Annotated in this window: 24 protein-coding genes; 11 read left to right on the forward strand and 13 right to left on the reverse strand. The window is 69.0% G+C overall.

What is annotated here, in order from left to right:
• The first annotated feature begins 91 nt into the window (after positions 1–91).
• On the forward strand, positions 92–1249 hold the full coding sequence (locus RCP80_RS21765; RefSeq protein WP_308482972.1) for an acyl-CoA dehydrogenase family protein: 1158 nt from the start codon (positions 92–94) through the stop codon (positions 1247–1249).
• Between the two features lie 28 nt (positions 1250–1277).
• The gene (locus RCP80_RS21770; RefSeq protein WP_308479652.1) at positions 1278–2348 is read left to right on the forward strand and encodes an acyl-CoA dehydrogenase family protein; all 1071 of its coding nucleotides are present in this window, start codon (positions 1278–1280) and stop codon (positions 2346–2348) included.
• Between the two features lie 9 nt (positions 2349–2357).
• Here RCP80_RS21770 and RCP80_RS21775 read toward each other — a convergent pair whose 3' ends face one another.
• Together RCP80_RS21775 and RCP80_RS21780 are read right to left on the reverse strand one after the other, a co-directional pair.
• Complete coding sequence (locus RCP80_RS21775) at positions 2358–3224, reverse strand: arylamine N-acetyltransferase family protein (protein WP_308479653.1); 867 nt, start codon at positions 3222–3224, stop codon at positions 2358–2360.
• Positions 3225–3290: 66 nt separating this feature from the next.
• A complete protein-coding gene (locus RCP80_RS21780; RefSeq protein WP_308479654.1) occupies positions 3291–4076 on the reverse strand; it encodes a crotonase/enoyl-CoA hydratase family protein in 786 nt (261 codons plus the stop codon).
• A gap of 108 nt (positions 4077–4184) precedes the next feature.
• On the opposite strand from RCP80_RS21780, the gene RCP80_RS21785 reads away from it, so the two are divergent.
• Together RCP80_RS21785 and RCP80_RS21790 are read left to right on the forward strand one after the other, a co-directional pair.
• Complete coding sequence (locus tag RCP80_RS21785; RefSeq protein WP_308479655.1) at positions 4185–5006, forward strand: 1-acyl-sn-glycerol-3-phosphate acyltransferase; 822 nt, start codon at positions 4185–4187, stop codon at positions 5004–5006.
• A 2-nt stretch (positions 5007–5008) separates the two neighbouring features.
• Positions 5009–6259 (forward strand): alpha/beta hydrolase, encoded by a 1251-nt coding sequence (locus RCP80_RS21790; RefSeq protein WP_308479656.1) that lies wholly within the window; start codon positions 5009–5011, stop codon positions 6257–6259.
• On the opposite strand, the gene RCP80_RS21795 is transcribed toward RCP80_RS21790, so the two are convergent.
• Together RCP80_RS21795 and RCP80_RS21800 are read right to left on the reverse strand one after the other, a co-directional pair.
• Positions 6256–7680: a WS/DGAT/MGAT family O-acyltransferase gene (locus RCP80_RS21795; protein WP_308479657.1), complete on the reverse strand. Its 1425-nt coding sequence runs from the start codon at positions 7678–7680 to the stop codon at positions 6256–6258. The two genes, RCP80_RS21790 and RCP80_RS21795, sit on opposite strands and share 4 nt — an antisense overlap.
• A 53-nt stretch (positions 7681–7733) precedes the next feature.
• A complete protein-coding gene (locus RCP80_RS21800) occupies positions 7734–8957 on the reverse strand; it encodes an alpha/beta hydrolase (protein WP_308479658.1) in 1224 nt (407 codons plus the stop codon).
• A 172-nt stretch (positions 8958–9129) separates the two neighbouring features.
• Here RCP80_RS21800 and RCP80_RS21805 point away from each other — a divergent pair, with 172 nt between their 5' ends.
• From RCP80_RS21805 to RCP80_RS21815, 3 genes are read left to right on the forward strand one after another with little or no spacing between them, the layout of a single operon-like run.
• Positions 9130–10035 carry an alpha/beta hydrolase gene (locus RCP80_RS21805; protein WP_308479659.1) on the forward strand — a complete coding sequence of 302 codons (906 nt, stop codon included), beginning with the start codon at positions 9130–9132 and terminating at the stop codon, positions 10033–10035.
• Entirely contained in the window at positions 10032–11132 is a 1101-nt protein-coding gene (locus RCP80_RS21810) for an acyl-CoA dehydrogenase family protein (protein ID WP_308479660.1), read from the forward strand. Before RCP80_RS21805 ends, RCP80_RS21810 begins: the two co-directional genes overlap by 4 nt.
• A complete protein-coding gene (locus tag RCP80_RS21815) occupies positions 11132–12280 on the forward strand; it encodes an acyl-CoA dehydrogenase family protein (RefSeq protein ID WP_308479661.1) in 1149 nt (382 codons plus the stop codon). Before RCP80_RS21810 ends, RCP80_RS21815 begins: the two co-directional genes overlap by 1 nt.
• Here the strand turns inward: RCP80_RS21815 and RCP80_RS21820 are convergent.
• The 3 genes from RCP80_RS21820 to RCP80_RS21830 are packed head-to-tail and all read right to left on the reverse strand — an operon-like array spanning position 12269 to position 15626.
• The gene (locus RCP80_RS21820; RefSeq protein ID WP_308479662.1) at positions 12269–13615 is read right to left on the reverse strand and encodes an amidohydrolase family protein; all 1347 of its coding nucleotides are present in this window, start codon (positions 13613–13615) and stop codon (positions 12269–12271) included. The genes RCP80_RS21815 and RCP80_RS21820 overlap by 12 nt on opposite strands.
• Entirely contained in the window at positions 13609–14697 is a 1089-nt protein-coding gene (locus tag RCP80_RS21825) for a CoA transferase (RefSeq protein ID WP_308479663.1), read from the reverse strand. Before RCP80_RS21825 ends, RCP80_RS21820 begins: the two co-directional genes overlap by 7 nt.
• Positions 14698–14717: 20 nt before the next feature.
• Complete coding sequence (locus RCP80_RS21830) at positions 14718–15626, reverse strand: hotdog family protein (RefSeq protein WP_308482973.1); 909 nt, start codon at positions 15624–15626, stop codon at positions 14718–14720.
• Positions 15627–15773: 147 nt separating this feature from the next.
• Between RCP80_RS21830 and RCP80_RS21835 the strand changes: the two genes are divergently transcribed.
• A complete protein-coding gene (locus RCP80_RS21835; RefSeq protein WP_308479664.1) occupies positions 15774–16925 on the forward strand; it encodes an acyl-CoA dehydrogenase family protein in 1152 nt (383 codons plus the stop codon).
• 2 nt (positions 16926–16927) lie between these two features.
• Positions 16928–17656 carry a GntR family transcriptional regulator gene (locus RCP80_RS21840; RefSeq protein ID WP_308479665.1) on the forward strand — a complete coding sequence of 243 codons (729 nt, stop codon included), beginning with the start codon at positions 16928–16930 and terminating at the stop codon, positions 17654–17656.
• Positions 17657–17687: 31 nt separating this feature from the next.
• Here the strand turns inward: RCP80_RS21840 and RCP80_RS21845 are convergent, their stop codons facing one another.
• The 3 genes from RCP80_RS21845 to fadD4 form a co-directional block, all read right to left on the reverse strand.
• Positions 17688–18530, reverse strand: a complete 843-nt coding sequence (locus RCP80_RS21845) for a type IV toxin-antitoxin system AbiEi family antitoxin domain-containing protein (protein WP_308479666.1) — start codon at positions 18528–18530, stop codon at positions 17688–17690.
• Between the two features lie 92 nt (positions 18531–18622).
• Positions 18623–19561 carry an enoyl-CoA hydratase/isomerase family protein gene (locus tag RCP80_RS21850; RefSeq protein ID WP_373693390.1) on the reverse strand — a complete coding sequence of 313 codons (939 nt, stop codon included), beginning with the start codon at positions 19559–19561 and terminating at the stop codon, positions 18623–18625.
• Complete coding sequence (gene fadD4 / locus RCP80_RS21855; RefSeq protein WP_308479667.1) at positions 19561–21078, reverse strand: fatty-acid--CoA ligase FadD4; 1518 nt, start codon at positions 21076–21078, stop codon at positions 19561–19563. Before fadD4 ends, RCP80_RS21850 begins: the two co-directional genes overlap by 1 nt.
• 139 nt (positions 21079–21217) lie before the next feature.
• Between fadD4 and RCP80_RS21860 the strand changes: the two genes are divergently transcribed.
• Both RCP80_RS21860 and RCP80_RS21865 read left to right on the forward strand, forming a co-directional pair.
• A complete protein-coding gene (locus RCP80_RS21860) occupies positions 21218–22405 on the forward strand; it encodes a mechanosensitive ion channel family protein (RefSeq protein WP_308479668.1) in 1188 nt (395 codons plus the stop codon).
• A 130-nt stretch (positions 22406–22535) separates the two neighbouring features.
• Positions 22536–23180 (forward strand): Crp/Fnr family transcriptional regulator, encoded by a 645-nt coding sequence (locus tag RCP80_RS21865; RefSeq protein ID WP_308479669.1) that lies wholly within the window; start codon positions 22536–22538, stop codon positions 23178–23180.
• Here RCP80_RS21865 and RCP80_RS21870 read toward each other — a convergent pair.
• From RCP80_RS21870 to RCP80_RS21880, 3 genes are all read right to left on the reverse strand, one after another.
• The gene (locus RCP80_RS21870) at positions 23082–23591 is read right to left on the reverse strand and encodes a S26 family signal peptidase (RefSeq protein WP_308479670.1); all 510 of its coding nucleotides are present in this window, start codon (positions 23589–23591) and stop codon (positions 23082–23084) included. The two genes, RCP80_RS21865 and RCP80_RS21870, sit on opposite strands and share 99 nt — an antisense overlap.
• A 3-nt stretch (positions 23592–23594) precedes the next feature.
• A complete protein-coding gene (locus RCP80_RS21875; protein WP_308479671.1) occupies positions 23595–24197 on the reverse strand; it encodes a DUF6448 family protein in 603 nt (200 codons plus the stop codon).
• A 159-nt stretch (positions 24198–24356) separates the two neighbouring features.
• Complete coding sequence (locus RCP80_RS21880; protein WP_308479672.1) at positions 24357–26177, reverse strand: phosphoenolpyruvate carboxykinase (GTP); 1821 nt, start codon at positions 26175–26177, stop codon at positions 24357–24359.
• Positions 26178–26407: the final 230 nt, after the last annotated feature.

Raw genomic sequence — 26407 nt, forward strand, 5'->3', positions numbered from 1 at the left:
CCGCGAACCCGGCCGCCGACACCACGATTCCGGATGTCCCGCCCGTGCGATCATGGGGTGCCGCATTCACGGGATGACACGAGAGCAGGGCATGAGCAGCTTCGACGCACTCTGCGCCAACGAGCCCGAACTGGCCGTGCTGCGCGCCGCGGTCCGCGAGTTCCTGACCGCAGACCGCGCCGAGTTCGGCTGGCAACCCGGGGTGGACACCTGGCTGTCGCAGTGGGACGAGGGGTTCAGCGCCCGCCTCGGCGCTGCCGGATTCCTGGGCCTGACGATTCCGCCCGAGTACGGCGGGCGCGGGCTGGGCCATCTGCATCGCTACGTGGTGACCGAGGAACTGCTGGTGGCGGGCGCCCCGGTGGCCGCGCACTGGATCGCCGACCGGCAGGTGGCGCCGGGCCTGATGGCCTACGGCAACGAGGAGCAGCGCCGCCGCATCCTCCCCCGCATCGCCGCCGGCCGGTTCTTCTCGGCCATCGGGATGAGTGAACCGCAGTCCGGGTCGGACCTGGCCGCCGCGGCCACCCGGGCCACCCGCGCCGACGGCGGCTGGGTGCTCAACGGGCGCAAGGTCTGGACCAGCGGTGCGCATCTGGCCCATCAGGTGGTGGTGCTGGCGCGCACCAGCGCACCCGACCCCGACCACCGGCACGCGGGGTTCAGCCAGTTCCTGGTGCCCACCGATGCGGCCGGGGTGCACATCGATCCCATCGTGTCGATGGACGGTGAGCACCACTTCAACGAGACCATCTTCACCGACGTCTTCGTCGCCGACGCCGATGTGCTCGGTGAGATCGGTAACGGTTGGCATCAGGTGACCGCCGAATTGTCGTTCGAGCGCAGCGGACCCGAGCGCGTGCTCTCGACCGTCACGGTGATCCTGGCGGCGATCCACGCGCTGGTGGACCGAAGCCAGGATGACGCCACCGCGGCCGCCGTCGGCGATCTGATCGCCCGCCTGGTCTCGCTGCGTCAGCTCTCGGTGTCGGTGGCCCGCGCGCTGACCGCTGGCGAATCGGCGGCCAACCAGGCGGCGTTGGTCAAGGATCTGGGGACCCGCTTCGAGCAGGATTCGGTGGCGTTGGTCGCGGACCTGCTCGACTACGTGGACCCCGCGTCGGACCTGTACGCCCGTCTGCAGCGGATGCTCGACATCGCCCGGGTGCATTCGCCGATGGTGACGCTGCGCGGCGGGACCAACGAGGTGCTGCGCGGTGTCGTTGCTAAGGGCATGGGGTTGCGATGAGCGCTTGCGCGAAGAGCGGAGGGCACCGATGAGCGACGCGTTGGCCGGCGGCGTCTTCGCGGCGTCGACGGGCGCCGACGAGCAGGCCGAACTGCGGCAGCTGGTCGACGACATCGGCCGCCGATCCTTCGAGGCCCGGATCGGGCAGCGAAGCCTGCCCGAGACGTTCGACGTCGACGCCTGGCAGGCCCTCGAGGACACCGGCTTGAGCCGGCTCACCGGCACCGCCGAGCTGGGGGCGGGCCCCACGGAGGCCGCCGTCGTGTTGCGCGGGTTGGCCCGCCATGCCGTCGCGGTCCCGGTGGCCGAAACCGATCTGTTGGCGGGCTGGTTGGCCGGCACCGCCGGGCTGGCGCTGCCGGATTCCGGACCGCTGACCGTCGCGCTCGGCGACGCCGACGGCACGGCGCGCGACGTGCCGTGGACGCGCGCCTGCGCGGCGGTGGTGCTGGCCGTCCGCACCGGCGACGGGTGGCGCGTGTCGGTGGCCCGACCCGAGGACCTGGAGATCACCGAGGGCCGCAACCTCGCCGGTGAACCCCGCGACACGGTGCGGTTCGGTCCGGTCGCCGACGCCGTCGAGGTGGGATTCGACGTGGGCGCGGAACTGCTGCGCCGGGGCGCCTGGGCCCGCTGCGTGCAGGTGATCGGTGCGTTGGACGCCGCCGCCGAGATGTCGGTTGCCCACACCCGCGAGCGCGTCCAGTTCGGCCGCCCGCTGAGCAAGTTCCAGGCCGTCCAGCATGCGCTGGCCCGGCTGGCCGGCGAGGTCGAACGTGCCCGGGCGGCAACCACTCTCGCGGTCGCCGCGGCCGCCGACCACGGCTTTTCCAGCGCCCAGGCCGACTACGCGGTGACGGTGGCCAAGGTGGTCCTTGGGCGCGTGGTTCCCGCCGTCACCACCACGGCACATCAGTTGCACGGCGCGATCGGGGTGACGATCGAGCATCAGCTGTGGTCGGCCACCTTTCGGGCGCACGCCTGGATCGGCGAGTTCGGCAGCACCGGGCAGCACGCGCGGCACCTCGGCCGACGGGCGCTGGCCGCGGCCGACGGCGGCGACGGTCCGCTGTGGGACGCGCTGACCTGGGCACGTTAGGCACAACCCTCAGTTGTCGAGCACCTCGGTGACCCGGGCGTGCACGTCGCCGATGCCTCCGACATCGAGGCCGAAGGTGTTCATCAAGGTGAGTAGCACCTGCGAGGCGGTCTCGAATCGGATCCGTTCGCTGGCCTCGCCGGGCCGGTGCACCGCGAGGTGGCGGCCGCGCAGATTCCAGCGCGCACCGTCGATGATCATCGACGCGCTCAGCCCGGTCACGAATATCGAATCCGGATGCGTTGAGACGTACCAACTTCCGACCTGCAGGTCGATGTCCGGCCGTGGGACGTCGGCGAAGATGTACAGCGGCTTCCAAGTGTCGCCGATCAAGGTCTCCAGGAAGTACTCGTCGCCTCGGACGCCGATCCGGTACGGCTCGTTCGGGGTCTGGGCCACCACGCCGGGGACAAATTCGATCGGCGCGGTCAGCGTCTGGCCCCCGAATCCGACGTCGACGAGGTAGCGCCGGGCGTCCCCCGGCATCCGGACGACCAGCAGTTGGTGTGTCAGCGGGGCGGGCGGGGCATCGAGCCCGGCCGGATTCATCCAGACCACCCGCGCGGTCAGCGTCTCGACCGCGTAGCCGAGGGCCTCGAGCGCGTACCGCAGCAGTGAGTTCTGCTCGAAGCAGTACCCGCCGCGGCGGCGCTGCACCAGCTTCGCCGACAGGGCTGCGGCGCTGAGGTCGAAAACCGGTGACCCCATCATCGGGTCGAGGTTCTCGAACGGGATGCGTGTCAGGTGCGCCGTGACCAACCCGCGCAGGGTCGCCAGGGTGGGGTCCCTGGCCTCCCGGTAGCCGACCCGCGCGAGGTAGGCACCGACGTCGAGCCCGTCGCGCCGCCGTTGCGGCTGGAGCGTCTGGGTAACCATGACGCCCATCGTCGCGCCTGAACCGGGGTTGAGGTCAAGCGGATTTCCGACGCGTAGTTGCGTCGCTCAGGTGCCGGTCCACTGAGGGGCGCGCTTCTCGGCGAACGCGATCGCGCCCTCCTGGGCGTCCTTGGACATGAACACCGGGGCGAGGATCTTCATCTGCTCGGTCCACTGTTCCTCGGGGCCCCAGTACCGCGCCTCGACGATGATCTTCTTCGTCGCCGCGACGGCCAGCGGACCGTTGGCGGTGATCTTCTCGGCCAACGCGATCGCGGCGTCGAGCGCCCCGCCCGGTTCGGCCAGCACGCTGACCAGCCCCAGCTCGTGGGCGCGCTCGGCGGACAGGTTGTCGCCGGTGAGCGCGAGTTCCATCGCGACGGCATACGGGATGCGCTGCGGCAGCCGCAGCAGACCGCCGCCGCCGGCCACCAGGCCGCGCTTGACCTCGGGGATGCCGAAGGCGGAATCGCGCGCCGCGACGATCAGGTCGGTGGCCAGTGCCACCTCGGTACCACCGGCCAGCGCGTAGCCCTCGACCGCGGCGATCAGCGGTTTGGCGGGCGGGGCCTGGGTGAAGCCGAGTCCGCGGCCCTCGATATCGCAGCGCTCGCCGCGGGCGAAGGCCTTGAGGTCCATGCCCGCACAGAACGACCCGCCGGCACCGGTGAGCACACCCACCGACAGCCCGGGGTCCTCGTCGAGTCGGTCCATCGCATCGGCCAGCCCCTGGCTGACGGCGAGGTTCACGGCGTTCTTGGCCTTGGGACGGTTGATGGTGATGACCAGAATCCGGTCACGCTGTTCGACCAGGACTGCGGGTTCGGTTGATTCGTCGCTCACGCCCGACATCGTAAACCCCTACAGTAAGGCCATCGGGTGAGGACCCGTCGAACTCGACCGCCCGGCCGGGTAGCATCGTAACTAGAACACGTTCCAATTCCGCCCCAGGGGGACCCGGTGAGCCCGACCGACATCGACGACAACGAGATCCTCGCCGGGGAAATCACCAAATTCGATCCCACCCTCACCGAGCAGGTGATGGGCGTGCTGAGACCGTTCCTCAAGCTCTATCACCGCTCCGAGGTCCGCGGCCTGGAGAAGTTCCCGCCCGGCGGCGCGTTGGTGGTGTCCAACCACTCCGGCGGCATCTTCGCGATGGACGTGCCGGTGTTCGCGGCGGGGTTCTACGACCACTTCGGTTACGGCCGACCGGTTTACACGCTCACCTTCGACCTGGTGTTCACCGGGCCGACGGCGAACTTCTTCCGCAGGACCGGCTTCATCAAGGCCAACCACGAGAACGCCGACGAGGCACTGCGCTCCGGCGGGGTCGTGGTGGTCTTCCCCGGCGGCGACTACGACGTCTATCGGCCCAGTTCGGAGCGCAACAAGATCGACTTCGGTGGACGCACCGGCTACATCACGGCCGCGCTCAACGCCGGGGTGCCGATTGTTCCGACAGTCGGTATCGGTGGACAGGAAAGTCAGCTGTTCCTTTCCCGCGGAACCGAATTGGCCAAGCTGCTGCGGTTGGACAAGATGTTCCGCGCGAAGATCCTGCCGCTGTCGTTCGGTTTCCCGTTCGGTCTTTCGGCGGTGGTCCCGGTGAACGTCCCGCTGCCGACCAAGATCGTCCAGCAGGTGCTCGAGCCCATCGACATCGTCGCCGAGTTCGGCGAGGACCCCGACATCGACGAGGTCGACGCGCACGTCCGCCGCGTCATGCAACGCGCGCTGGACCAGTTGGCCGACGAGCGTCGGCTGCCGGTGATCGGCTGAGCATGCGCAGATCCGACCGAACCCTGCTGCGCGCCGCGGCCGAACTCGCCAACGCCGCCAACGGGGTGCGTCCGCTGGGCCGGCAGGGCTACAGCTCCATCCCGGCGTTCTTCCTGGGCTGGCCCACCAGCGAGCTGGCACCGCTGTACCTGGGCGGTTCGGTGCTCGACGCGCTGCGCCGCGGTCTGCGTGGCGACTTCCGCGGCGGCAAGGGCCGAATTGCGTTGGCGCTGCATGCGATCGGCTGGGCGTTGCTGGTGCTCATCGCCCGCCGCAATGTGCGCTCGGAACCGTATTTCGAGGCCGGCCTGCGCGAAACACTCGGCCCCGACTACCGGGAACTGGCGTCGACCTCGGACCCCGCCGCGCAGGCCCGCCGCCGCGCCGGCGTGTTCTCGACGGGGTGGTCACGGCGACGCTACGTCCAGAAGACCTCCACGGTCCGTTACGGGCCGCACGGCGGGGCAAATCTCGCCGACATCTGGCGCCGCGCCGACCTGCCGAAGGACGGCAAGGCCCCGGTGCTGCTGCAGGTGCCCGGTGGCGCGTGGTCGATCGGGATGCGCCGGCCGCAGGCCTATCCGCTGCTGAGCCACTTGGCCGAGCGGGGCTGGATCTGCGTGTCGATCGCCTACCGGGTCAGCCCGCGCAACACCTGGCCCGACCACATCGTCGACGTCAAGCGCGCGCTGGCCTGGATCAAGGAGAACATCGCCGACTACGGCGGCGACCCCGACTTCGTCGCGATCACGGGCGGCTCGGCGGGCGGGCATCTGACCGCGCTCGCGGCGTTGACGCCGAACGACCCCGAATTCCAGCCCGGCTTCGAGGACGCCGACACCTCCGTGGTCGCCGCGGTCCCGGTCTACGGACGCTACGACTGGTACAGCGACGACGGCCCGGGGCGTCGCGAGTTCGTCGGCTTCCTGCGGCTGCTGGTGACCAAGCTGGACCCCAGGACGCATCGGCAGGTGTACCTCGACGCCTCGCCCATCGAGCGGATACGGCCCGACGCGCCACCGTTTTTCGTGCTACACGGCGTCAACGACTCGCTCATCCCGGTGCCGGAGGCCCGCGAATTCGTCGACGCGTTGCGCAAGGTGTCCGCCGACGTCGTCGCCTACGCCGAAATTCCGCACGCACAGCACGCCTTTGACATCTTCGGCTCCCCGCGGGGCCACTACACCGCGCAGGCCATCGAGCGGTTCCTGTCCTGGGTGGACGCCCGAAAGCCGGCCGACGCCGGCGACTAACCGACCTGCGCCAGCGCGTTCTCGACGGTCGTCAGCTCCTCGGAAAGACCGGCGGCGCGGCGGATTTCGATCAGTTCCTGCACCATCGCCGAGGTCACCTCGTGGGCGTCGTCCACGGAGTCGTGGTCGGTGAGCACCGAGATGTTGAGCTGATCGACATAACTCCACACGGTGATGTTGACACCGCTGGCGGCGGTGATCGGCCCGACGCTGTAGAGCTCGGTCACCAGCGCACCGCCCACCCGGCCACGCTCCGTCGGTCCCGGCACGTTGGAGATGTTGAGGTTGAGGATCTTGTTCTGACCCTCGAACTTCGACAGCCTCCGGAACAGCGCCTCCATCCCCGCGGGGGGCATGTAGTTCGACCACCGGCTCACCAGTTCGGGCCCGATCAGGTGATTGCTCTCCTTGGCCAGGATGGCATCGTCGTGGGCCTGCTGCACCCGCTGCAGCGGGTCCTCGAGGTGGATCGGCAGCGGCATCATCACGCCGGTGAAGTAGTTGCCCGAGATCCGCTCGGAGGAGAAGTCGAAGCTCACCGGAACCGACGCCAGCAGCGGACTGTCGGCATGCCCGTCGTAGTGCAGCGACAGCTTGCGCAGCGCACCGGCGGACAGCGCCAGCACCAGGTCGTTGATCGACACACCAAGTTGTGCCTTGGTCTCCTTGACGTCGGCCAGCGACAGCGAGGCCGTCGCAAATCGACGTTCGGGGGTCAGCACATGGTTCATGAAGCTCGGCGGCGGGGTGAACGGCCGGGTCAGGTCCGGGGCCAACTTGCGGGTGCTGCGCCGCACCCGGTTGATCCCGGCCACGGTGTAGGCGACGGTCGACGGCACCCGCGCCATCGAACGGAAGTGATCCCGGAAGGCGGTGCGCACCAAGGTGGATCTGGTCGGCGCCGGGTCGGTCTCGTAGACCCGGTCCTCGGCGTCGGGCGCCGCCTGCAGGTCCATGCCGCGGGCCAGCAGGTTGGCGGCCGCGACCCCGTCGGCCAGCGCGTGATGGATCTTGTTGACGACGGCGATGCGCCCGCCTTCCAGACCCTCGACGTAGTACATCTCCCACAGCGGGCGGCTGCGGTCCAGCGGGGTGCCGGCGATCTCGGCGATCGCGTCGTCGAGTTCGCGACGTCCGCCCGGCGCGGGTAGCGACCACGGCCGGACGTGATAGTTCAGGTCCACCTCGACGTGCTCGCGCCACATCGGGTGGTGGAACTTGAACGGGATGTCGACGAGTTGATAGCGCAGCGGTTCGAGCTTGTGCAGACGGCTGTGAATGACCTGACGGAACTCGTCGACCCCGAACGTGCGGTCGCCCGTCGCGCTGATGTCGACGATCGCGATCTTCAGCGTGTGCATGTGCACATTGGGCGCCTCGGAGTACAGCAGGAATGCGTCCCAACCGGTGAGTCTCTTCATTGCCGCCCCTTGCCGCTTCGGTCCCCTGCCGAAACCCTACAAGCGGGACCGGCTCAGATGGCCTGTTTGGTCTGCATTGCCGCGCGAGTTCGGTGAATCTGGTTGAGAAACAACCCGATTGCCGTCGCGGCCGCGCCGGTGCGGGCGCCGTCGGTGAGGTCGAAGCCGTGCCCGGCGCCGGGCAGTTCCAGATACCCGACGGGCGCGCGCGAGACGTTCCGCAGCCGGGTGACGAAGTCGCGGGCCTGCTCGACGGGGATGATGGTGTCGCCGCTGCCGTGCAGCACCAGGAACGGCGGCGCCTCGGCGTGCACCCGGGCGATCGGGGAGGCGTTGCGGAACACCTCGGGGTCGCGGTCCAGGCGCTGGTTGACCACGACGCGTTCGAGGAAGTCGACGAACCGTTGCCGTTCGACGGTCGAGCGGTCCTCCCAGCAGTAGCGACCGTAGACGCCGATCACCGCGTCCACGGCGGTGTCCGAACCCGCCGGCAGGTGCGCCTGATAGTCGGGGTCGCCGGCGGTGAGGCCGGCCAGCGCCGCCAGGTGTCCGCCGGCCGAGCAGCCGGCGACGGCGACGAAATCGCGGTCGCCGCCGAACCGGTCCACGTTGGCCCGCGCCCACGCGATCGCGGTCTTCACATCGCGGATGTGCTGTGGCCACCGGTGACCGGGGGCCACCCGGTACTCGACCGACAGGCAGACCCAGCCCAACTCCGCCAGGTGTGACATCAGCGCATAACCCTGCAGGGCCCGGCCGCCATGCACCCAGGCGCCGCCGGGCAGGAAGATCAACACCGGTGCCGGTTCCGTAGGCATGTCCCGGCGCCGCCACACGTCGAGCAGCTGGGTCGGTTCCTCGCCGTAGCGCACCGCCGAGCGGTGCAGATGCCGGCGATGCTCGTGGGCGCGCAGCAGCGGCGGCGTGCGGTCGGGTGCGGGCCAGGCGATATCCAGATCGGCGTCGCCCACGATGCCCCGCAGCGCGGCCTCGGACGCCGCGTGCGTCCGATCCCGGTCGGCCTGCCGGATCTTCCCGATCCCCGGGGTGAACCACGACTTGGTGGCCGAGGAGAGAATCTCCGGGGCATGCCGGCCCGCCCACATGCTGATCGCCGTGTAGCCACCGAGCTGCTCGAGGTGCTTGCCGATCACCGGCAGTTGCGCGGCCGCCGAGCTCGCCGCCAGCAGGCAATCCGCGGGGCTCGTGCGGAGCAGCGATTCGGCCCGCGACCACAGCGTCGGTTCGGGGGCCCGGGACTGCGATCCTGCCGTCATGGCGCGACTCTACCTCTGTCGTACCCCCCGGTTGGGGCAGAAGTGAGCAAATTTCGCGAAGTGTCGGCTCGTGACACGATCTGGGGTGCCTGTAAACCGTCGACGGCCCAGGTATGCCCGCATTTCGGCCCCCTTGACACCTGTCAACTATCTGGCCAGTACCCTCAGTTCGATGAGCATCAAGCACGTCCATCCTGAGCTGCGCAAACTCGCGCGGGTGGTCCCCAAGGCCCCGATTCGGGCCGCCACCCTGCCGCTGTTTCGGGTGGCTTCGCGGATGCAGAGCAAGGTTCCGGCCCGCGGTGTCACCGTGCTGACCACCAGCGCCGGCGTCGAAGTGCGCCTGCATCGGCCCAGCACAGTGGTCCAGGGCGCCCCGGCCATGCTGTGGATCCACGGCGGTGGCTATGTGATCGGCACCGCAGCCCAAGACGATGTGTTGTGCCGCAAGTTCGCCCAGCGCCTCGGGATCACCGTGGCCGCCCCCGAGTACGGCCTGGCTCCCGAACATCGCTACCCCGACGCGCTGGAACAGTGCTACTCGACGCTGCTCTGGCTGGCGTCGCTGCCCGCGGTCGATCCGACCCGGATCGTGATCGCCGGCGGCAGCGCCGGGGGCGGGCTCGCCGCGCAACTGGCGTTTCTGGCCCGCGATCGCGGCGAGATCGCGCCGGTGGCACAGCTTTTGGTGTACCCGATGCTCGACGACCGGTCCACCGCGGGCACCAATCCCGGCTTCCGGCTGTGGGACCACCGCAGCAACGCGTTCGGCTGGGACGCCTATCTCGGCGACGCCGACCGCGACCAGGCGGTACCGGCACGTCGCACCGACCTCGCGGGCCTCCCGCCGACCTGGATCGGCGTCGGCACCCTCGATCTGTTCCACGACGAGGACGTCGCTTACGCGCAGCGGCTCACCGAGGCCGGCGTGCCCGCCGACATCGAGGTGGTGGACGGCGCGTTCCATGGCTTCGACCAGATTGCCGCCAAGACGCTGGTGGCCCGGGACTTCTTCGACCGACAGTGTGAATTCCTGAGCGAACGGTTCACCCCGACGACAACCGAGGCAAGTTCATGAGCAGCGAGATCAAGGCCCTGCGGGAAGCCGTGGCCGCACTGATGCAGAAGCGCTCCGGCGAGGAGCAGGTGCGCGAGGTGATGGCCACCGACACCGGATTCGACGAGGCCATGTGGGCCGAGCTCGCCGAGATGGGCCTGCTCGGTTTGGCGGTGCCCGAGCAGTTCGACGGCGCCGGGGCCGGTCAGGTGGAGATGGGCGCGGTGTGCGAGGAGATGGGTCGCGCGCTGCTGTGCGGACCGTTCTTCTCCACGGCGGTCCTGACGCCGGCCCTGCTGGCGGCCACCGGGGATCTCGACGAGCAGGCCGAGGTGCTTTCCGCGGTCGCGCAAGGCACTTCGGTGACGGCGCTGGCATTCGCCGAGGGCACCTCGGCCACGCTGCCGGAGCAGCCGGCCACCGTGGCCACCGAGTCCGCCGGACACTGGCACCTGAGCGGTGAGAAGAACTACGTGCTCGACGCCGGCGCCGCCGACGTCCTCTACGTGCTGGCCACCGCACCCGAGGGCCCGTCGGTGTTCGCGGTGAACCGCGGCGCCGCCGGATTCGAACCCGTCCCGTTGACCGGCGTCGACCTGACCCGCAAGCTGTACTGCGTCCGGTTCTCCGACACCCCGGCCCGGCGGGTCGGGCAACCCGGTTCCGGCACCGCGTCTTTCGCCGCGGCGCTGGAGGCCGGTGGCGTGGCGATGCTCGGCGAGCAGGCCGGCGGCACGTACCGCGCCATGCAGCTGGCCGTGGACTACGCCCGCACGCGATTCCAGTTCGGCCGGGCGATCGGCAGTTTCCAGGCCGTCAAGCACATGTGCGCCGACATGCTCCTCGAGGCCGAGTCGGCGGTCTCGGCGGCCCGCCACGTCGCGGCCGCCTACGACGCCGGTGCTGCCGACCGCGCCGCTGATCTCGCACTGGCGCAAGCCTATTGCGGGGACGCCTACGTGACGGTGGCCGCCACCAGCATCCAGGTCCACGGCGGTATCGGCTTCACCTGGGAGCATCCCGCACACCTGTACCTGCGGCGGGCCCGCACCGATGCCCAGTTGCTCGGTGACCCGGCCTGGCACCGCGAACGTTATCTGCAGCTGAAGGGGGCGTGATGGACGACATCCGCGCACAGGTCCGAGAGTTCCTGACCGCCAACTGGACACCCGGCATGGACCGGGGACAGTGGGCGAACCTGGTGTTCGACAACGGCTGGGCGGTGCCCAGCTGGGAGCCCGAGTGGTACGGCCGCGGCCTCAGCGACACCGAATCACGGCTGGTGGCAGCCGAATTCAAGGCCGCTGGGGCCCCCGGCACCGGCCACGACCGGTCCAACCTGTTCGCGTGCACGCTGCACGACGTGGGCACCGACGAGCAGAAGCGGCGCTTGATCCCGCCGTCGCTGCGCGGCGAGTCGAAGTGGTGCCTGCTCTACAGCGAGCCGGGTGCCGGATCGGATCTGGCGGGCCTGCGCACCCGTGCGGACCGGGACGGGGACCGCTACGTGGTCAACGGGCAGAAGGTGTGGACGTCGTTTGCCGCCAAGGCCGACTACGGCCTGCTGGTGGCCCGCACCGACTGGGATGTGCCCAAGCACAAGGGCATCAGCTTCTTCATGTTCCCCATGCGCCAGCCCGGCGTCGAGGTCCGGCCCATCCACCAGATCACCGGTGAGTCGGAGTTCAACGAGGTGTTCATCACCGACGCCGAGGTTCCGGCCGAGAACCTGATCGGCGAGGAGGGCGGCGGTTGGGCGGTGCTGCAGACGGCGCTCGGCTACGAGCGGCGCCTGATGGGCGACCTGGCCCGGACCTCGCGCGGGTCGGGTCAAACCGACGGCGGCCGCGAAACCCTGATCAGCCTCGCCGCCGACCACGGCAAGCTCTCCGACAGCCATACCCGCCAGCAGATCGCCCGGATCGACGGGCTGGCGGCGGCGAACCGCTGGAACAACCAGCGCGCCAAGGCCACCGGCGGTCTGCAGGCCGCGGCGCTGCTCGCCCTGAGCAAGATCGCGATGTCGCGAATCCTGCACGAGACCGCACGGGTGCAGACCGAGATCGTCGGCGCCGAATCAATGCTGGCCGGCCCCGATCATCCGGTCGGTGACGGCGTGACGTTCCGCACGCTCAACGCCTACTTCACCTCGATCGGCGGCGGCACCGACCAGATTCAGCGCAACATCGTCGGGGAAAGGGTGCTGGGCCTGCCCAAGGAGCCGGAGCCCTATCGCGAGACCGCGTTTCGCGATCTACCGCACTGATCGGTAGACCACCTCACCGCCGATGACGGTCGCGGCCACCAGGTCCGCGTCCAGGCGGGCCAGCGCCTGTTCCGGCGCGGCCGTCAGCACGCACAGGTCGGCCGGTGCGCCGGGTTCGAGCGTGCGGATCCGGTGCGGTTGATCGGCGCGGCCCAGAAACATCGTCAACGCGGTGTGGGCCGGCACCCGCTCGCGTCCGCCGAGCACCGCACCGCTGGGTGTTCGACGTGACACCGCGGCCCGCATCGCGGCCCAGGGATCGCCCGCCCCGAACGGCACGTCGGTGGACAGCGCCACCCGCACCCCGGCCGCCAGCAGCGAGGCGAGCCGCCAGAGCTGATCGTGTTCGGTGGCCGGAATGTCGGTGCGGTACTGATCGCCGCGCTCGGCGACGAAGTTGGGCTGGGTGACCACGGTGACCCGCAGGTCCGCCAGGTCGGCGATGAGGTCGGTCGGCACGATCGCGGCGTGTTCGATGCGGTCGCGGGGGTGGGCGCCGGCCGCACGCAGGGCCGCGAGCGTGACCACGAGTTGGCTGTCGGTCACGCAGTGCACGGCCACCGGATGGCCTCGGGCGTGGGTGCCGGCGATCCAGGCCGTGAGCCCGTCGAGGTCCAGGCTGTCGTCGTCAAGGATCTTCTTGGCCGGCCCCAGCGTCAGACCCACGATCGGCTGCTGGGCCGCATCCGCCGGCGCCATACAGTGCAACCGCTGCGGCAGGTCTCCGGATCGTCGTGCCGCCGCGAGGTTTTCGAGGTCGTCGCGGTCCTGGTCCGGGGTGGCGTCGGTGACGCCGGTGATGCCGAACCGGCTGAACTGCGCGCCGAGTGCCCGCAGCGACGGCGGGCGATCCGGCAGCGTCAGCGCGCCGTCGCCCCGGTGGAACCGACCGTCGGGATGATCCTCGAGGCCGAGTTTGCGCAGCGCCGCGGAGTTCAGGGTCCACAGCGCGCCGCTGCGGTGTTGGACCCGAACCGGATGTCGCGGGGCCAGCGCATCGAGGAGCCGACGATCGAGTGGACCGGCGACCGCGTCGTGGTAGCCGACCGCACGAATCCAACCGTCCTCGCCCGGTGCCGCGGCCCTCAGGATGTCGGCGAGGTCTTCGGCGGTGTGCGCCTTGCCCGGACCCACCCGCACCGAGGTGGCCGCCACGGCGGCGGCCCGCAGGTGCAGATGGTGGTCGTGCAATCCCGGCAGCACGGTGCCCCCGGCCGCGTCGAGCACGTCCTCACCCGCCTGCGGGGTCAGGTCGGCCCCGATCTCGTCGATGACGTCGGACACCCGGATGTCCACCACGTCACCGTCGAGCAGTGTCGCTTTGCGGATCAGCATGTGGCCCCGAGCCTTTGGCTCACCAGGTGGTCCACCGCACCGTTGTCGGCACCGAGTTCGGGTGCCGGCAGGAGGATTTCGGGCGCCCGCGGGGAGACCGCGGACTGTGCCGTCGCGCCCACCGCGTAACCGGCCGCGACCCCGGCCATTGACACCTCGATCAGCTCACCACCACCGCGGCGCAGCGAATCGAGCACGGCGACATAGGCTTCGATGCCGGTCAGCGGGTCGGCGAGGGCATCGCCCATGAACACCGGGCCGGTCTCGTCGCGGCAGACCAGTCCCCCGGCGACGGCGGCGTCGTCGCCGAAGGCCACCCGCCCGGAGTTGTCCCCGTCGTCGCCGTGCCCGCTGATTCGTGCCCACACCCGTCCCGGCCGCGCCGGCACGTCCCGCGGACCGAGACCCCGCCGCGTCAGTGCCGTGGGCCGGGAACCCTCCAGGACGATGTCGGCGGCGCTCAGCATCGCCCGCAACGCGCTGCGGTCGCGGTCGAAATCCGCGGCATAGCCCAGCTTTGCGCCGTTCATCCAATCGAAGAATCGTCGATCGCCGGCCCGGGTGCCGTCGGGTCGACGTGGGCTTTCCACCTTGACCACCACCGCGTCCGCGCGCGCCAACAGTTGGGCGCACAGCGGCCCGGCCCACATCGAGGTCAGGTCCACCACCAACAGCCCGGCGGGGTCGCCCGGTGTGCCCGGCACCCCGACGCGCTGGACTGCGGGCGCGCCCGGGTCGGCCTCGCCCAGCACCGCGACCGGCAGGTCGAGCAGCCGGGCCCGGTCGCGGACCTGCTCGGCGTTCCGGCCGTCGGCCCAGCGGTGCAGCTGCGGCCACGGATCCTCGCCGGCGGTGTCGGTCTCGAGCAGCGCCGGCACGCAGGCGATGTCGTCGTCGCGCGACAGCGTCAGTGCGCACCAGCCGTCGCGTGCGCGCAGCAATTGCGTCGCGCCACCGGCCGAAATTCGGCCCCGGGAGGTCAATCCGAGCAGCGCGGCCCGACCGGTCAGCAGCACCTCGGCGTCGTCGACCCGTTGACGCGCGCGGTGCAGCACGTCGTCGGCGATGACCAGGACACCCATCGCACCATTGTCCCGCGTCCTCAGAACATCAACGCGGTGAACCGCCAGTCCAGTACCTGGCGGTCGGATTCGCCCGCCGCGTAGACCAGCGACCGCAGCATCAGTACCCCACCGCGGTCGTTGGGTTCGGCGGCCTCGATATGCAGTTCGCTGTGCAGGGTGTCGCCCTCGTACACCGGACCGGTGTGGTCGCACGACTGCCAGCCCAGCACGGTCACCAGATTCGGCAACAGCCGGCTGGCCTGCGCCAACGCCAACCCGATGGTGTGGCCGCCGTACACCAGGCGCTGGCCGCCCACCCGCGAATCGTGGTGCGTGGCCGCAATGTTGAGGCTCAGCCGGGCCAATTCGGGCGCGCTGCTGACGACGTCGCCGGTGCTGCGCAGAACCACGCCCGCCAGTTCGGGGTCGAAATGCGCACCGGGTACCCGCCGGCGGAACTCGGCGGCATTCCAGGATGCGGTCGGATCGGGCACCGGGGCCTGGTCGGCGCCGATCGTCGACAGATCGTCGTTGTGGCCGGTCTCCCCCGCCGCCGGGCGCACCGGGAGCATCGCGCAGCGGTGAAAATCGAGCACCAGGCGGTCGGCGTGGTCGATGGTGATCATGCGCAGCGCCGCCAGCCCGGTCGGGGCGCGGCCGGGCTTGGTCGAATTCTGCTTGAGCCCAACCACTTCGGTGCGGGTGTACAGCGAGTCCCCGATCACCGGGAAGCGGTGGAAGCGCAGGCCGCGGTAGAAAAGGTTGGCCTTGACCCGCTGGGTGACCAGGGTGGTCTGGCCGATCGCCACGTCACAGACCAGGGCGGGGTGCGCCAGCGCGGCGCCGGCGCCCGTCACGGCGTGGCTCAGCCCGGCATCCAGGGGCAGTCGCATCCGGTCACCGATGATGGCCTGATGGGTGGCCGCGGCCCCCGAGGTCAGCGTCATCGACGGGGCCCAGTCGAACACCTGGCCCACGGTCAGATCGTCGAAGAAGGGGCCGCCCTCAATATGGCCGGACAAAGTCACAGGTTCACATGCTGGCAGTAGAGGTCCCGGTGTGTCAATATGGCCGTACATTTACGAGCCGACCGGATGGATGACGTGAACGACGAAGAACAGATGCTGGTGCAGACGGTGCGGGCGTTCATCGACCGTGAGGTCAAGCCCACCGTGCGTGAGGTCGAGCACGCCAATCAATATCCCGAGGCGTGGATCGAGCAGATGAAACACCTCGGCATCTACGGCCTGGCCATACCCGAGCAATACGGCGGCACCCCGGTCTCGATGCCCTGCTACGTCGAGGTCACCCAGGAACTCGCGCGCGGCTGGATGAGCCTGGCCGGCGCCATGGGCGGGCACACCGTGGTCGCCAAACTGCTGACCCTGTTCGGCACCGACGACCAAAAACAGCGCTACCTACCCGCGATGGCCACCGGCGAACTACGCGCCACCATGGCCCTGACCGAACCCGGCGGCGGCTCCGACCTACAAGCCATGACCACCACCGCCCGCACCGACGGCGACGACCTGGTCATCACCGGCGCCAAAACCTGGATCTCCAACGCCCGCCGCTCCGGCCTGATCGCCCTGCTGTGCAAAACCGACCCCACCGCAGTTCCCAAACACAAAGGGATCTCGATCGTGCTGGCCGAACACGGCGACGGCCTCACCGTCTCCCGCGATCTACCCAAACTCGGCTACAAAGGCGTCGAGTCCTGCGAGCTGGCCTTCGACAACTACCGCATCCCGGCCACCGCGATCCTCGGCGCCACCCCCGGCCACGGCTTCGCCCAAATGATGAAAGGGCTGGAAACCGGACGCATCCAGGTCGCCGCCCGCGCCCTCGGGGTGGCCACCGCCGCCCTCGAAGACGCCCTGGCCTATGCCCAACACCGCGAAAGCTTCGGCCAACCCATCTGGAAACACCAATCGGTCGGCAACTACCTCGCCGACATGGCCACCAAACTCACCGCCGCCCGCCAACTCACCCACCACGCCGCCACCCGCTACGACAGCGGCGCCCGCTGCGACATGGAAGCCGGCATGGCCAAACTCTTCGCCTCCGAAACCGCCATGGAAATCGCCCTGAACGCCGTACGCATCCACGGCGGCTACGGCTACTCCACCGAATACGACGTCGAACGCTACCTACGCGACGCCCCCCTGATGATCGTCGGCGAAGGCACCAACGAAATCCAACGCAACGTCATCGCCGCACAGTTGGTCTCACGCGGAGGGCTATAGCCGTGCGTCCAGCGCCCGCCTACCAGGTCCTGAGTCGGCAGCTGCGCGATGAGATCGCGGCCGGCCGGTACCGGGACGGCGCGCGCCTGCCCACCGAGTCGGAACTGGTGGAGCGCCACGGCGTCAGCCGGCAGACCGTGCGGCGGGCGTTCCAGGATCTGGTCGCCGAGGGCGTGGTGTACCGGGTCCCGGGCCGCGGCACCTACGCCGACGAGTCCGCCGTGCGGTATCTGCGCCAACTCGGCTCGATCGAAGACCTGATGAGCCTGTCCGAGGACACCACGATGGAGGTGCTGCGCGGATTGGCGCGCCGCGTCGACGTCGATGCGGCCAGCCGGCTGCGCCTCGACGACGACGTCGTCTACACCGTCGTGTTCCGGCGACTGCACGGCGGGATCCCATTCGTCCTGACCCGGGTGCACCTGGTCGAGGACGTCGCGGCCGCGGTGCTCGACGCACCGGAGCTCGCCACGGGCGCGGTGAGCCCGCACACCATCATCGGTCTGCTGGAACCGCAGCTGCGCTACCCGATTACCGAGGCGGCGCAGTCGATCACGGTCGCGGCCGCCGATGCCGAGGTGGCCGCCGCGGTGGGCTGCGAACTGGGGCATCCGATGTTGCGGGTGGATCGGCTGTATTCGGACTCCACCGGCAACCCCGTCGAACTGTCCGTCAGCCACTTCCTGCCCGAGCAGTACACCTACCGGGTGACGTTGCGCCGCTCTCAGTGATTTCGGTGCGCCTGGGGGCGCTCAGCGCGTCTCAGCGCACCGAAATGGCCCGGCGAATCTCGGCGATCACGCGCTCGGGCCGTTCGATCAGATCCCACCAGGTGAATCGCAGCACCTGCCACCCGCGTAACACCAGGAAGTTCTGCCGACTCCGATCCGCCACGAACTCCTCGACACCGCTGTGGAAGGCGAAGCCGTCGATCTCGATGGCCACCTTGGGTTCGGGGAATGCGAAGTCAACGAAGAACGGCCCCACCGGAAAGTTGGCCGCCCATCCGGTGATCGCGGCGTTCTGCAGTAGCCGCACCACGATCCGTTCGGCCTTTGACCGACTTCCGTCGTCGGCCGCGAGCAAGTTGATCCGCGCCCGCGGCGCGCCGTAGCGACCCTTGTTCCGCACGTGCGTGCGCCAGAGCTGCTCCAGTTCCGCTTGACCTTGCAGCGCGCGGTCGAGCACGCGTGCCGAGTTCTCCACCGCCGTCAGTGGCAGCGAGGTCACGCGCAGTCCCCGGCGTTCGACAATGTCCTTGGCGCACAGGTCACGTCGACGGATGCGGGTGCCGGGATGCTTTCTGCTGTGGGCGGTCCTGGGCAGGGTGACGTCGACGACGTCGGGTACCGATGTGCTCAGATCGTGCCACCAGGCGGCGGCCGCCCCGCTGGCCACCGCATCGGCGCCGTGGCCCCACACCGCGGCCCGGATTCGTGCCGCAGCGGTGAAGGGCCGATCGTCGGCGAAGTACACGCCGCGCGCAACGCGGCGCCATCTCCCCGACTGCACGCGGCGCCGCACCGCGTCCTTGCTCAACCCTGCCTCCCGGGCTTGGGCCAACGTGATGACACCGTCATGGCTTCGAAGTAGGTGGTCTTCCATGCCTACTTTTGACGGCAGCCGCGCCGTTTTGGTTCCGTTTCCGGCGATTTCGGTGCGCTGGGAGGCGCGTAGCGCCCCCAGGCGCACCGAAATCACTCGATGGCGTCGACGAGGCCCCACCGCAGCGCGGTCGACGGGTCGATCGTCGCGCCGGAGAGCACCAGATAGGCCGTGCGCCACCGCCCGATGCGACGGGTGATGCTCACGGTGCCGCCCGCGCCCGGGATCAACCCCAGCGCCAGCTCCGGCAGCCCCAGCACCGCGTCGGGGGCGCACACCACTTCACCGCAGAAGGCGGCCATCTCTAGCCCGCTGCCCAGCACCTGGCCGTGCACCTCGGCACGGCAGGCCCGTCCGAGGCGGCGGGTCACCGCGTCCAGCGCCAGCGCCGGGCTGTACCGGGTGCGGGCCAGATGCGCCGAGGACGGATTCTCGAAGCTACCGAACTCGGCCAGATCCCCTCCGCTGCAGAATGATCGGCCGTTGCCGCCCAGCACCACCGCGTCGATGTCGGTGTCGAGCAGCGCCACCTCCAGCGCCTCCAGCAAGGCGGCGCGGGCGTCGGTGCTGAACGCGTTGTGCCGCTGCGGGCGGTTGAACCGGATGTGTAGCGTGGCGCCGTCGCGGTGCGCGACCACCGGGTCGGGCAGCGCGGGCACCGTCGCCGGTCCGCGTTCGGCGAGCCACCGGGCGAACTCCGGGCCCGACTGCAGCGTCGAATACGCCAGCGATTCGGTGATCACGCCGGGAAACGCCGGCGCGTCCACGTCCAGGGCACGCAGCACGTCGTCGCAGACCGCGGCGGCCTGCGGCCACGTCGCGACGCGTTGTGACAACTCGGCCAGCGCGTCCGGCACCGACGGCACGGTCACGATCCGCCGATCCTCGACCACCGCCTCGGTGAGCGCGAAAGTCGCCCGTGTCAACCAGAATTCGGCATCGGCGGCGGCGGGGTCGCCGACGGCGATCAGCACGTCCGGCGGTCCTGGCGGCGTCGGCGCGGGCGGTTCCGCCAGGTCGACGACGCGCACTAGGACCCGTACTTCTCGATCAGGCTCTGCTTGTAAAGCTTGCCGGTGTCGGTGCGCGGCAACTGGGCCTCGAAGGAAATGGTGCGCGGACACTTGTAGTGCGCCAGCCGGTCCCGCAGCCATCCCAGCAGTTCCTCGCCGAACTCCGCGGTGGCGTCGGCCGGGTCGACGGTTTGCACCACGGCCTTGACGGCCTCGCCCATGTCGGGGTGCGGGATGCCGAACACCGCGGCGTCCATCACCTTCGGGTGGGTGACGAGCATATTCTCGGCCTCCTGCGGGTAGATGTTGACCCCGCCGGAGATGATCATGTGGTGGCGGCGGTCGGTCAGATACAGGTAGCCGTCCTCGTCGACATAGCCGATGTCGCCCACCGTTTTCCAGCCGTGGGAGTCCCGCGAGGCGGCGGTCTTCTCGGCGTCGTTGAGGTACTCGAAGTCGAAGCCGCCCTCGAAGTACACCTCGCCGGCCTGCCCCGGCGGCAACTCGTTGCCGTCCTCGTCGAGGATGTGCACCGCGGCCAGCATCGGCTTGCCCACCGAACCCGGGTGCTGGAGCCACTCTTCGGCCGTGATCAGCGTGGCCCCGATGGCCTCGGACGAGGCGTAGTACTCGTCGACGATCGGGCCCCACCAGTCGATCATCTGCTTCTTGATGTCCACCGGGCACGGCGCGGCCGCGTGCATGACCCGCTGTAACGACGACACGTCATACGAATTGCGCACGTCCTCAGGCAGTTTCAGCATGCGGGTGAACATCGCGGGTACGAACTGACCGTGGGTGACCCGGTACTTCTGGATCGCGTCGAGGCAGCCCTCGGCGTCGAACTTCTCCATCACCACGGTGGTGATACTGGCGGCCTGGATCTGCATGGACCACACCGACGGCGCGGTGTGATAGAGCGGGGCCGGACTCAGGTACACCGCGTCCGGGGTCATCCAGAAGCCGATCAACCCGGCCATCATGCCGGGCTCCTCGGACGGGGGCACGTGCGGCAGGGGTCGCTTGATGCCCTTGGGCCGGCCGGTGGTGCCCGATGAGTACTGCAGCAGATCGCCCTCGATCTCGTCGTCGATCGGGGTGTCCGGCAGGTCGGCGACGGCCTCGGGGTAACGCTGCCAGCCGTCCAGGTCGCCGTCGGCGATCAGCAGCACCTCGGGCAACCCGTTCGGCAGTTCGGCGCTCAGGCCCGCGAGCGTGTCCCGCAGCGCGGCCGAGCCGATGATCGCCGATGCGCCGCAGTTGTCGACGATGTAGGCCGCCTCGGCGGCGGTCAGGTGCGTGTTGATCGGCACGTAGTACAAACCGCTGCGCCGCGCACCCCACATGACGGCATGCATGTGCTGGTTGTTCTCCATCAGGATCGCGACGGAGTCGCCCTCCTTGAGGCCGTTGGCCCGGAAGAAATGCGCGAGCCGATTGGCCCGGGCCTCGAGCTCGGCGAAGCTCAGAACGGTCCCGGAGGGATACATCACAATGGCAGGTTTGTCGGCGCCGACATGCTCACGGATCTGCATGGGGTGACTCTACGATGCGGACCAGTTGACGGGTGTCAAGAGGGTCGGTTTTTCGGATGCTCTAGATTCATCGGCGCACAAGTGGGTAAGCAACCCCCGCGCTCCGCGCGAACCCCGCCAAACCAACCCGAAAGCAGTCATGCCTGAGGAGTCCACAATCGAGTCCGCCACAGATCTCGCCTTCACACTGGCCTGGGTGGCCGGGGCCGTGGTCGCCACCTACTTTCTCGGCGTCGCGCTGTCCTGGGTAGTGCAGCGCATCGGCCGGCGCAGCGCGGTGGTCCGCGCCATCGAGGTGCTGACCCGGATGCCGGTGCGCACCCTGTTCATGCTGATCGCTGCGACCATCGCACTGGGCCGGACCTCCGATCCCGACGCGTCCTGGCGCAGCGCGGCCGACCACACCCTGCGGGTCCTGATGATCGCCGCTGTGACCTGGCTGATCGCCAACCTCGTGCGGCTCGCCGAGCGACGGATGATCGCCCGCTTCGCCGGCGGCGCCACCGGCCTCACCGACGCCGACGTGCACCGCCGCAAGGTGCAGACCCAGTTGACGGTGCTGCGCCGGCTGGCCGTGGCCATCGTGGTCCTGCTGGGCATCGCCGCCGCACTGATGACGTTCCCGGCCTTCGCCGATATCGGCACCACGCTGTTCGCCTCCGCCGGTGTGTTGTCGGTGGTGGCCGGTCTGGCCGCCCAAACCTCGCTGGGCGCGGTCTTCGCCGGGCTGCAGATCGCCTTCACCGACGCGATCAAGGTCGGCGACGTCGTCGTCATCGAGAAGGAATGGGGCCGGATCGAGGAGATCACCCTGACCTACGTGGTGGTCACCATCTGGGACGAGCGCCGCCTCATCCTGCCGTGCACGTACTTCACCACCACCCCCTTCGAGAACTGGACGCGCAACGCCACCGAGGTGATGGGCATCGTGGAACTCGACGTGGACTTCACCGTCCCGCTCGAGGAAATGCGCGCCGAACTCAAACGGATTCTGGCCGCCAACGAACACCTATGGGACGAGCGCCTCGGCGTCCTGGAGGTCACCAGCGCCATCAACGGTCACGTCCGCGTCTGGATCACCGTCAGTGCGCCGAATTCCAGTGCGCTGTGGGGGCTGCGGTGCGCGGTCCGCGAGGCGATGATCAATTGGCTGCAGCGCCGCGAGTCGGCCCTGCCGCGCTGGCGCTTCGAACCGGCACCCGCCCCGGAGCCTGACCACCGGCCCGTACCGCCCAGTTCCCGAGTGGCCAGCGAGGGCGTGTTCACCGGCAGCGAGGAGGCCGAGGAACGGGCCCGGGCCTTCGAAGGAGAAGACGAGCGGGTCTGATCCGCGGTCGGCCGCAGCTGGCCCGGGATACCCTGCGAGTACGTCCGGTTCCAGCAGAGGAGCAACGATCACCTCGCAGCATCTCCGCGGCGACGCCTCGCACGATCACCGGCTCCGGTGTCTGAGTCTGGTGCCACTGTTCGCGACGCTTTCGGTCGACGACCGACAGCGGGTGGCCGAGGCGGCGTTCACCCGGCGGTACGAGCGCGGCGAGCACGTGTTCCAGCCCGGGGACCAGCCGGGCCTGTACATCGTCCATGTCGGACGGGTCAAGGTGTACCGGCTGCCCGAATCCGGCACTGAACAACTGATCCGCATCCTGGGGCCCGGTGAATTCCTCGGCGAAGCCGCGGTGCTCGGCGACATCCCGGTGGACCACTTCGCGGTGGCCCTCGACCGCACCGAGGTGTGCTCGATCGACCGGCGCAGCATCCTGGACGTGCTGGCCGAACGGCCCACGGTCGCGGTGACGATGCTGCAGACCGTCTCTCATCGGCTGTCGGAGGCCGAGCAGATGGTGTCGTCGCTGACCGGGCGTTCGGTCGAGCAGCGCCTGGTCGGAGAGCTGCTGCGGTTGGCGCATGAGTCCGGGTCGGCACAGTTTCAGTTGCCGTCCACCAAGAAGGACCTCGCCTCCTATCTGGGCACCACGGCCGAAACGTTGAGCCGTCGCCTGTCATCGCTGCAGGACACCGGAGCCATCCGGCTCGGTCCTGGGCGGTTCGTGGAGATCCTTGATGAGCAGGCGCTGCGTTCCGGTGCGCTTTCCGGCTGACCGGCGGGGAAAGCCGCGAACGACCCGGCCGCGGATCGCGGCGATCGGCAGGAACGGCCTGTCCCAGTGCCGGCTGTCGTTGGAGTACGCCCGATTGTCACCGAGCAGGTAGACCTGGCCGTCGGGAACGGTCGTACCGCCGAGCCGGTCCCCCGGCAGCCCCGCCACCCGCTTGACCAGCGTGCGGTTGAGTTCGGTGCTGTCGATCACCACCACGTGGCCGCGGCGGATGCGGTGCTTTCGGCGCCGCACGACGGTGAACACCCATTGCCCGGGTCGCAGCGTCGGCCACATCGACCACGACTCCACCCGGGTGACGAAGAACAGCTGGCGGCGCAGCAGCATCGCCACCGCCGCAGCGAGTGCGACGGTGGCGATGGCCGCCAGCGATGCAGCCAGGATTCCGGTCATGGCTCAGTGGTGGACCAGGTCGGCGTGCCGGTGACCGTGCTGGTGGTGATCGTGGTCCTCGCCCTCGACGAACTTGAAGAACCGGACGTAGGCGGCGATGTAGGCGCGGCCCGCCGCCACGTCGTCGACGTCGTAGTTCTTGAGCGCGATAGCGTTGTCGAAGCGGCGCTGCAGTTCGGGCCATTGCTCGGCGGGCACCAGGCCCGCCAACGGATCGAGCGAGCCGACCTCGATGCAACGGTCCGCGGCGAGCACCTTCTCGTCAACCGCGGCACCCGACGGCTTCAGCCCGTCGAATCCCGCACCCTCGCCGGCGCGGTGGATCCGCACCAGGTTCTCCAGGAAGTAGCGGTCGGCGAGTTCTCGGGCGTCGTCGTTCAGTCCGCGAACTGCCCTGCTGTGGTCGAACGCCGCCCGCAATTCCGCCTCCCCGTCGGGTTGCACCCAGGAGGCCGCGTAGTTGACGTTGCCGTGTTCGAGTGCCAGCCGACCCGCCTGCACCACGGGACCGTCCATGGTGTCGCAATGTGCACTGGCGCGAAGAGGCTTCAGCAATACCATTGCGGCAGCGGCGATTCCGAGTACGACGAGCAATACGGCAATCATTGCCTTCTCCTTCGGTGATATCCGGATCGCTTTCCCGCGACCCATCTCCATTTCACCGAATTCCGGCCACCGGCGCCTTGACGTAGATCAAGAACCCGGCCGCAATAGCCAGAAACGCCCAACTCCCGTGGGGAATTGGGCGTTCCGGTCAGAAAAAAATCAGGCCAGGCGTTCCTTGAGGGCCTCGAACTCGTCCTTGACGCCGGTGGGCAGCTTCTCGCCGACGAACTCGAACCACTCCTCGATCTGCGGGAGTTCGGCGCGCCACTCCTCGACGTCGACCGCCAGCGCCTCGTTCACGTCGGCGGCGTCGACGTCGAGCCCTTCCAGATCCAGATCGGCGGCGGTCGGCACGATGCCGATCGGGGTGCTCTGACCGTCGGCCTTGTTCTCGATGCGCTCGATGGCCCACTTGAGCACGCGGCTGTTCTCGCCGAATCCAGGCCACAGGAACCGGCCGTCGTCGCCGCGGCGGAACCAGTTGACGAAGAACACCGCGGGCAGCTTGGACTCGTCGGCGTTCTTGCCGATGTTGATCCAGTGCTGGAAGTAGTCGCCGACGTTGTAGCCGAGGAACGGCAGCATCGCCATCGGGTCGCGGCGCACGGTGCCGACCTTGCCCTCGGCGGCGGCGGTCTGCTCGGAACCGAGCGTGGCGCCGATGAACACGCCGTGCTGCCAGTCGCGCGCCTGGGTGATCAGCGGCACGGTGGTCTTGCGGCGGCCGCCGAACAGGATCGCCGAGATCGGCACGCCCTGCGGGTCGTCCCACTCCGGGGCCAGCGTCGGGCACTGCGAGATCGGGGTGCAGTAGCGCGAGTTCGGGTGCGCCGCCTTGGTTTCCGTCTCCCGCAGGTGCCAGTCGTTGCCCTTCCAGTCGATCAGGTGATCGGGTTCGCCCTCCAGGCCCTCCCACCACACGTCGCCGTCATCGGTCTTGGCGACGTTGGTGAAGACGGTGTTGCCGCCCGCGATGGTCTTCATCGCGTTGGGGTTGGAATCCCAGTTGGTGCCGGGCGCGACGCCGAAGAAACCGAATTCGGGGTTGACCGCGTACAGCCGACCGTCCTTGCCGAACCGCATCCAGGCGATGTCGTCGCCGACGGTCTCGGCGCGCCAGCCCGGGATGGTGGGCTGCAGCATCGCGAGGTTGGTCTTGCCGCAGGCCGACGGGAACGCCGCCGCAATGAAGTAGGCCTTGTTCTCCGGCGAGATCAGCTTGAGGATCAGCATGTGCTCGGCCAGCCAGCCCTCGTCGTGGGCCATCGCCGAGGCGATCCGCAGCGAGTAGCACTTCTTGCCGAGCAACGCGTTGCCGCCGTAACCCGAACCGTAGCTCCAGATTTCGCGGGTCTCGGGAAAGTGGGTGATGTACTTGGTGTCGTTGCAGGGCCACGGCACGTCTTGCTGACCGGGCTCCAGCGGAGCGCCGATCGAGTGCAGCGCCTTGACGAAGAATCCGTCGGTACCCATCTTGTCGAGCGCGGCCTGGCCCATCCGGGTCATGGTGCGCATCGAGACGACGACGTACTCCGAGTCGGTGAGCTCGACACCCAGCTTGGGATCCTCGGCGTCCAGCGGACCCATGCAGAACGGGACGACGTAGAGGGTGCGGCCGCGCATCGAGCCGCGGTACAGGTCGGTCATGATGCCGCGCATCTCGGCCGGGTCCATCCAGTTGTTGGTGGGGCCGGCATCGATTTCGCGTTCGGAACAGATGAACGTGCGGGACTCGACCCGCGCGACGTCGGAGGGGTCCGACAGCGCGAGGAAGGAGTTGGGCTGCTTCTCGGGGTTGAGCCGCTGGAAGGTACCCGCCGCCACGAGGTGGTCGCAGAGCCGGTCGTACTCCTCTTGGGATCCGTCAGCAAACACCACTCGATCGGGCTGCGTCAGCTCGGCAACTTCGGTAACCCACGCGAGCAGACCCTCATGCTTGGTCGGTGCGGTGTCCAGACCCGGAATAGTCGCTGAAGTCATGAAAATCTCCTGCTCAGGTTTGTTCGCATTTCAACTACGAGGACGCAGGCCCTCGCCTGGCGGACGACGCGTATCGACAGCCATCACTAATACGAGGTTAACGTGGGTGACCGAAGCGCGGACCATCGAGGGCATGTCCGATGACTCACAGGAACGATTCAGACTGCGCAACCTGGCGGGTTCAGCCGACCCGGATGTGACCCAGATCGCGTTTTCGATCCGACGGCCGC

It is taken from the genome of Mycolicibacterium sp. MU0053 (assembly GCF_963378095.1).
GTDB classification, from domain to species: Bacteria; Actinomycetota; Actinomycetes; order Mycobacteriales; family Mycobacteriaceae; genus Mycobacterium; species Mycobacterium burgundiense.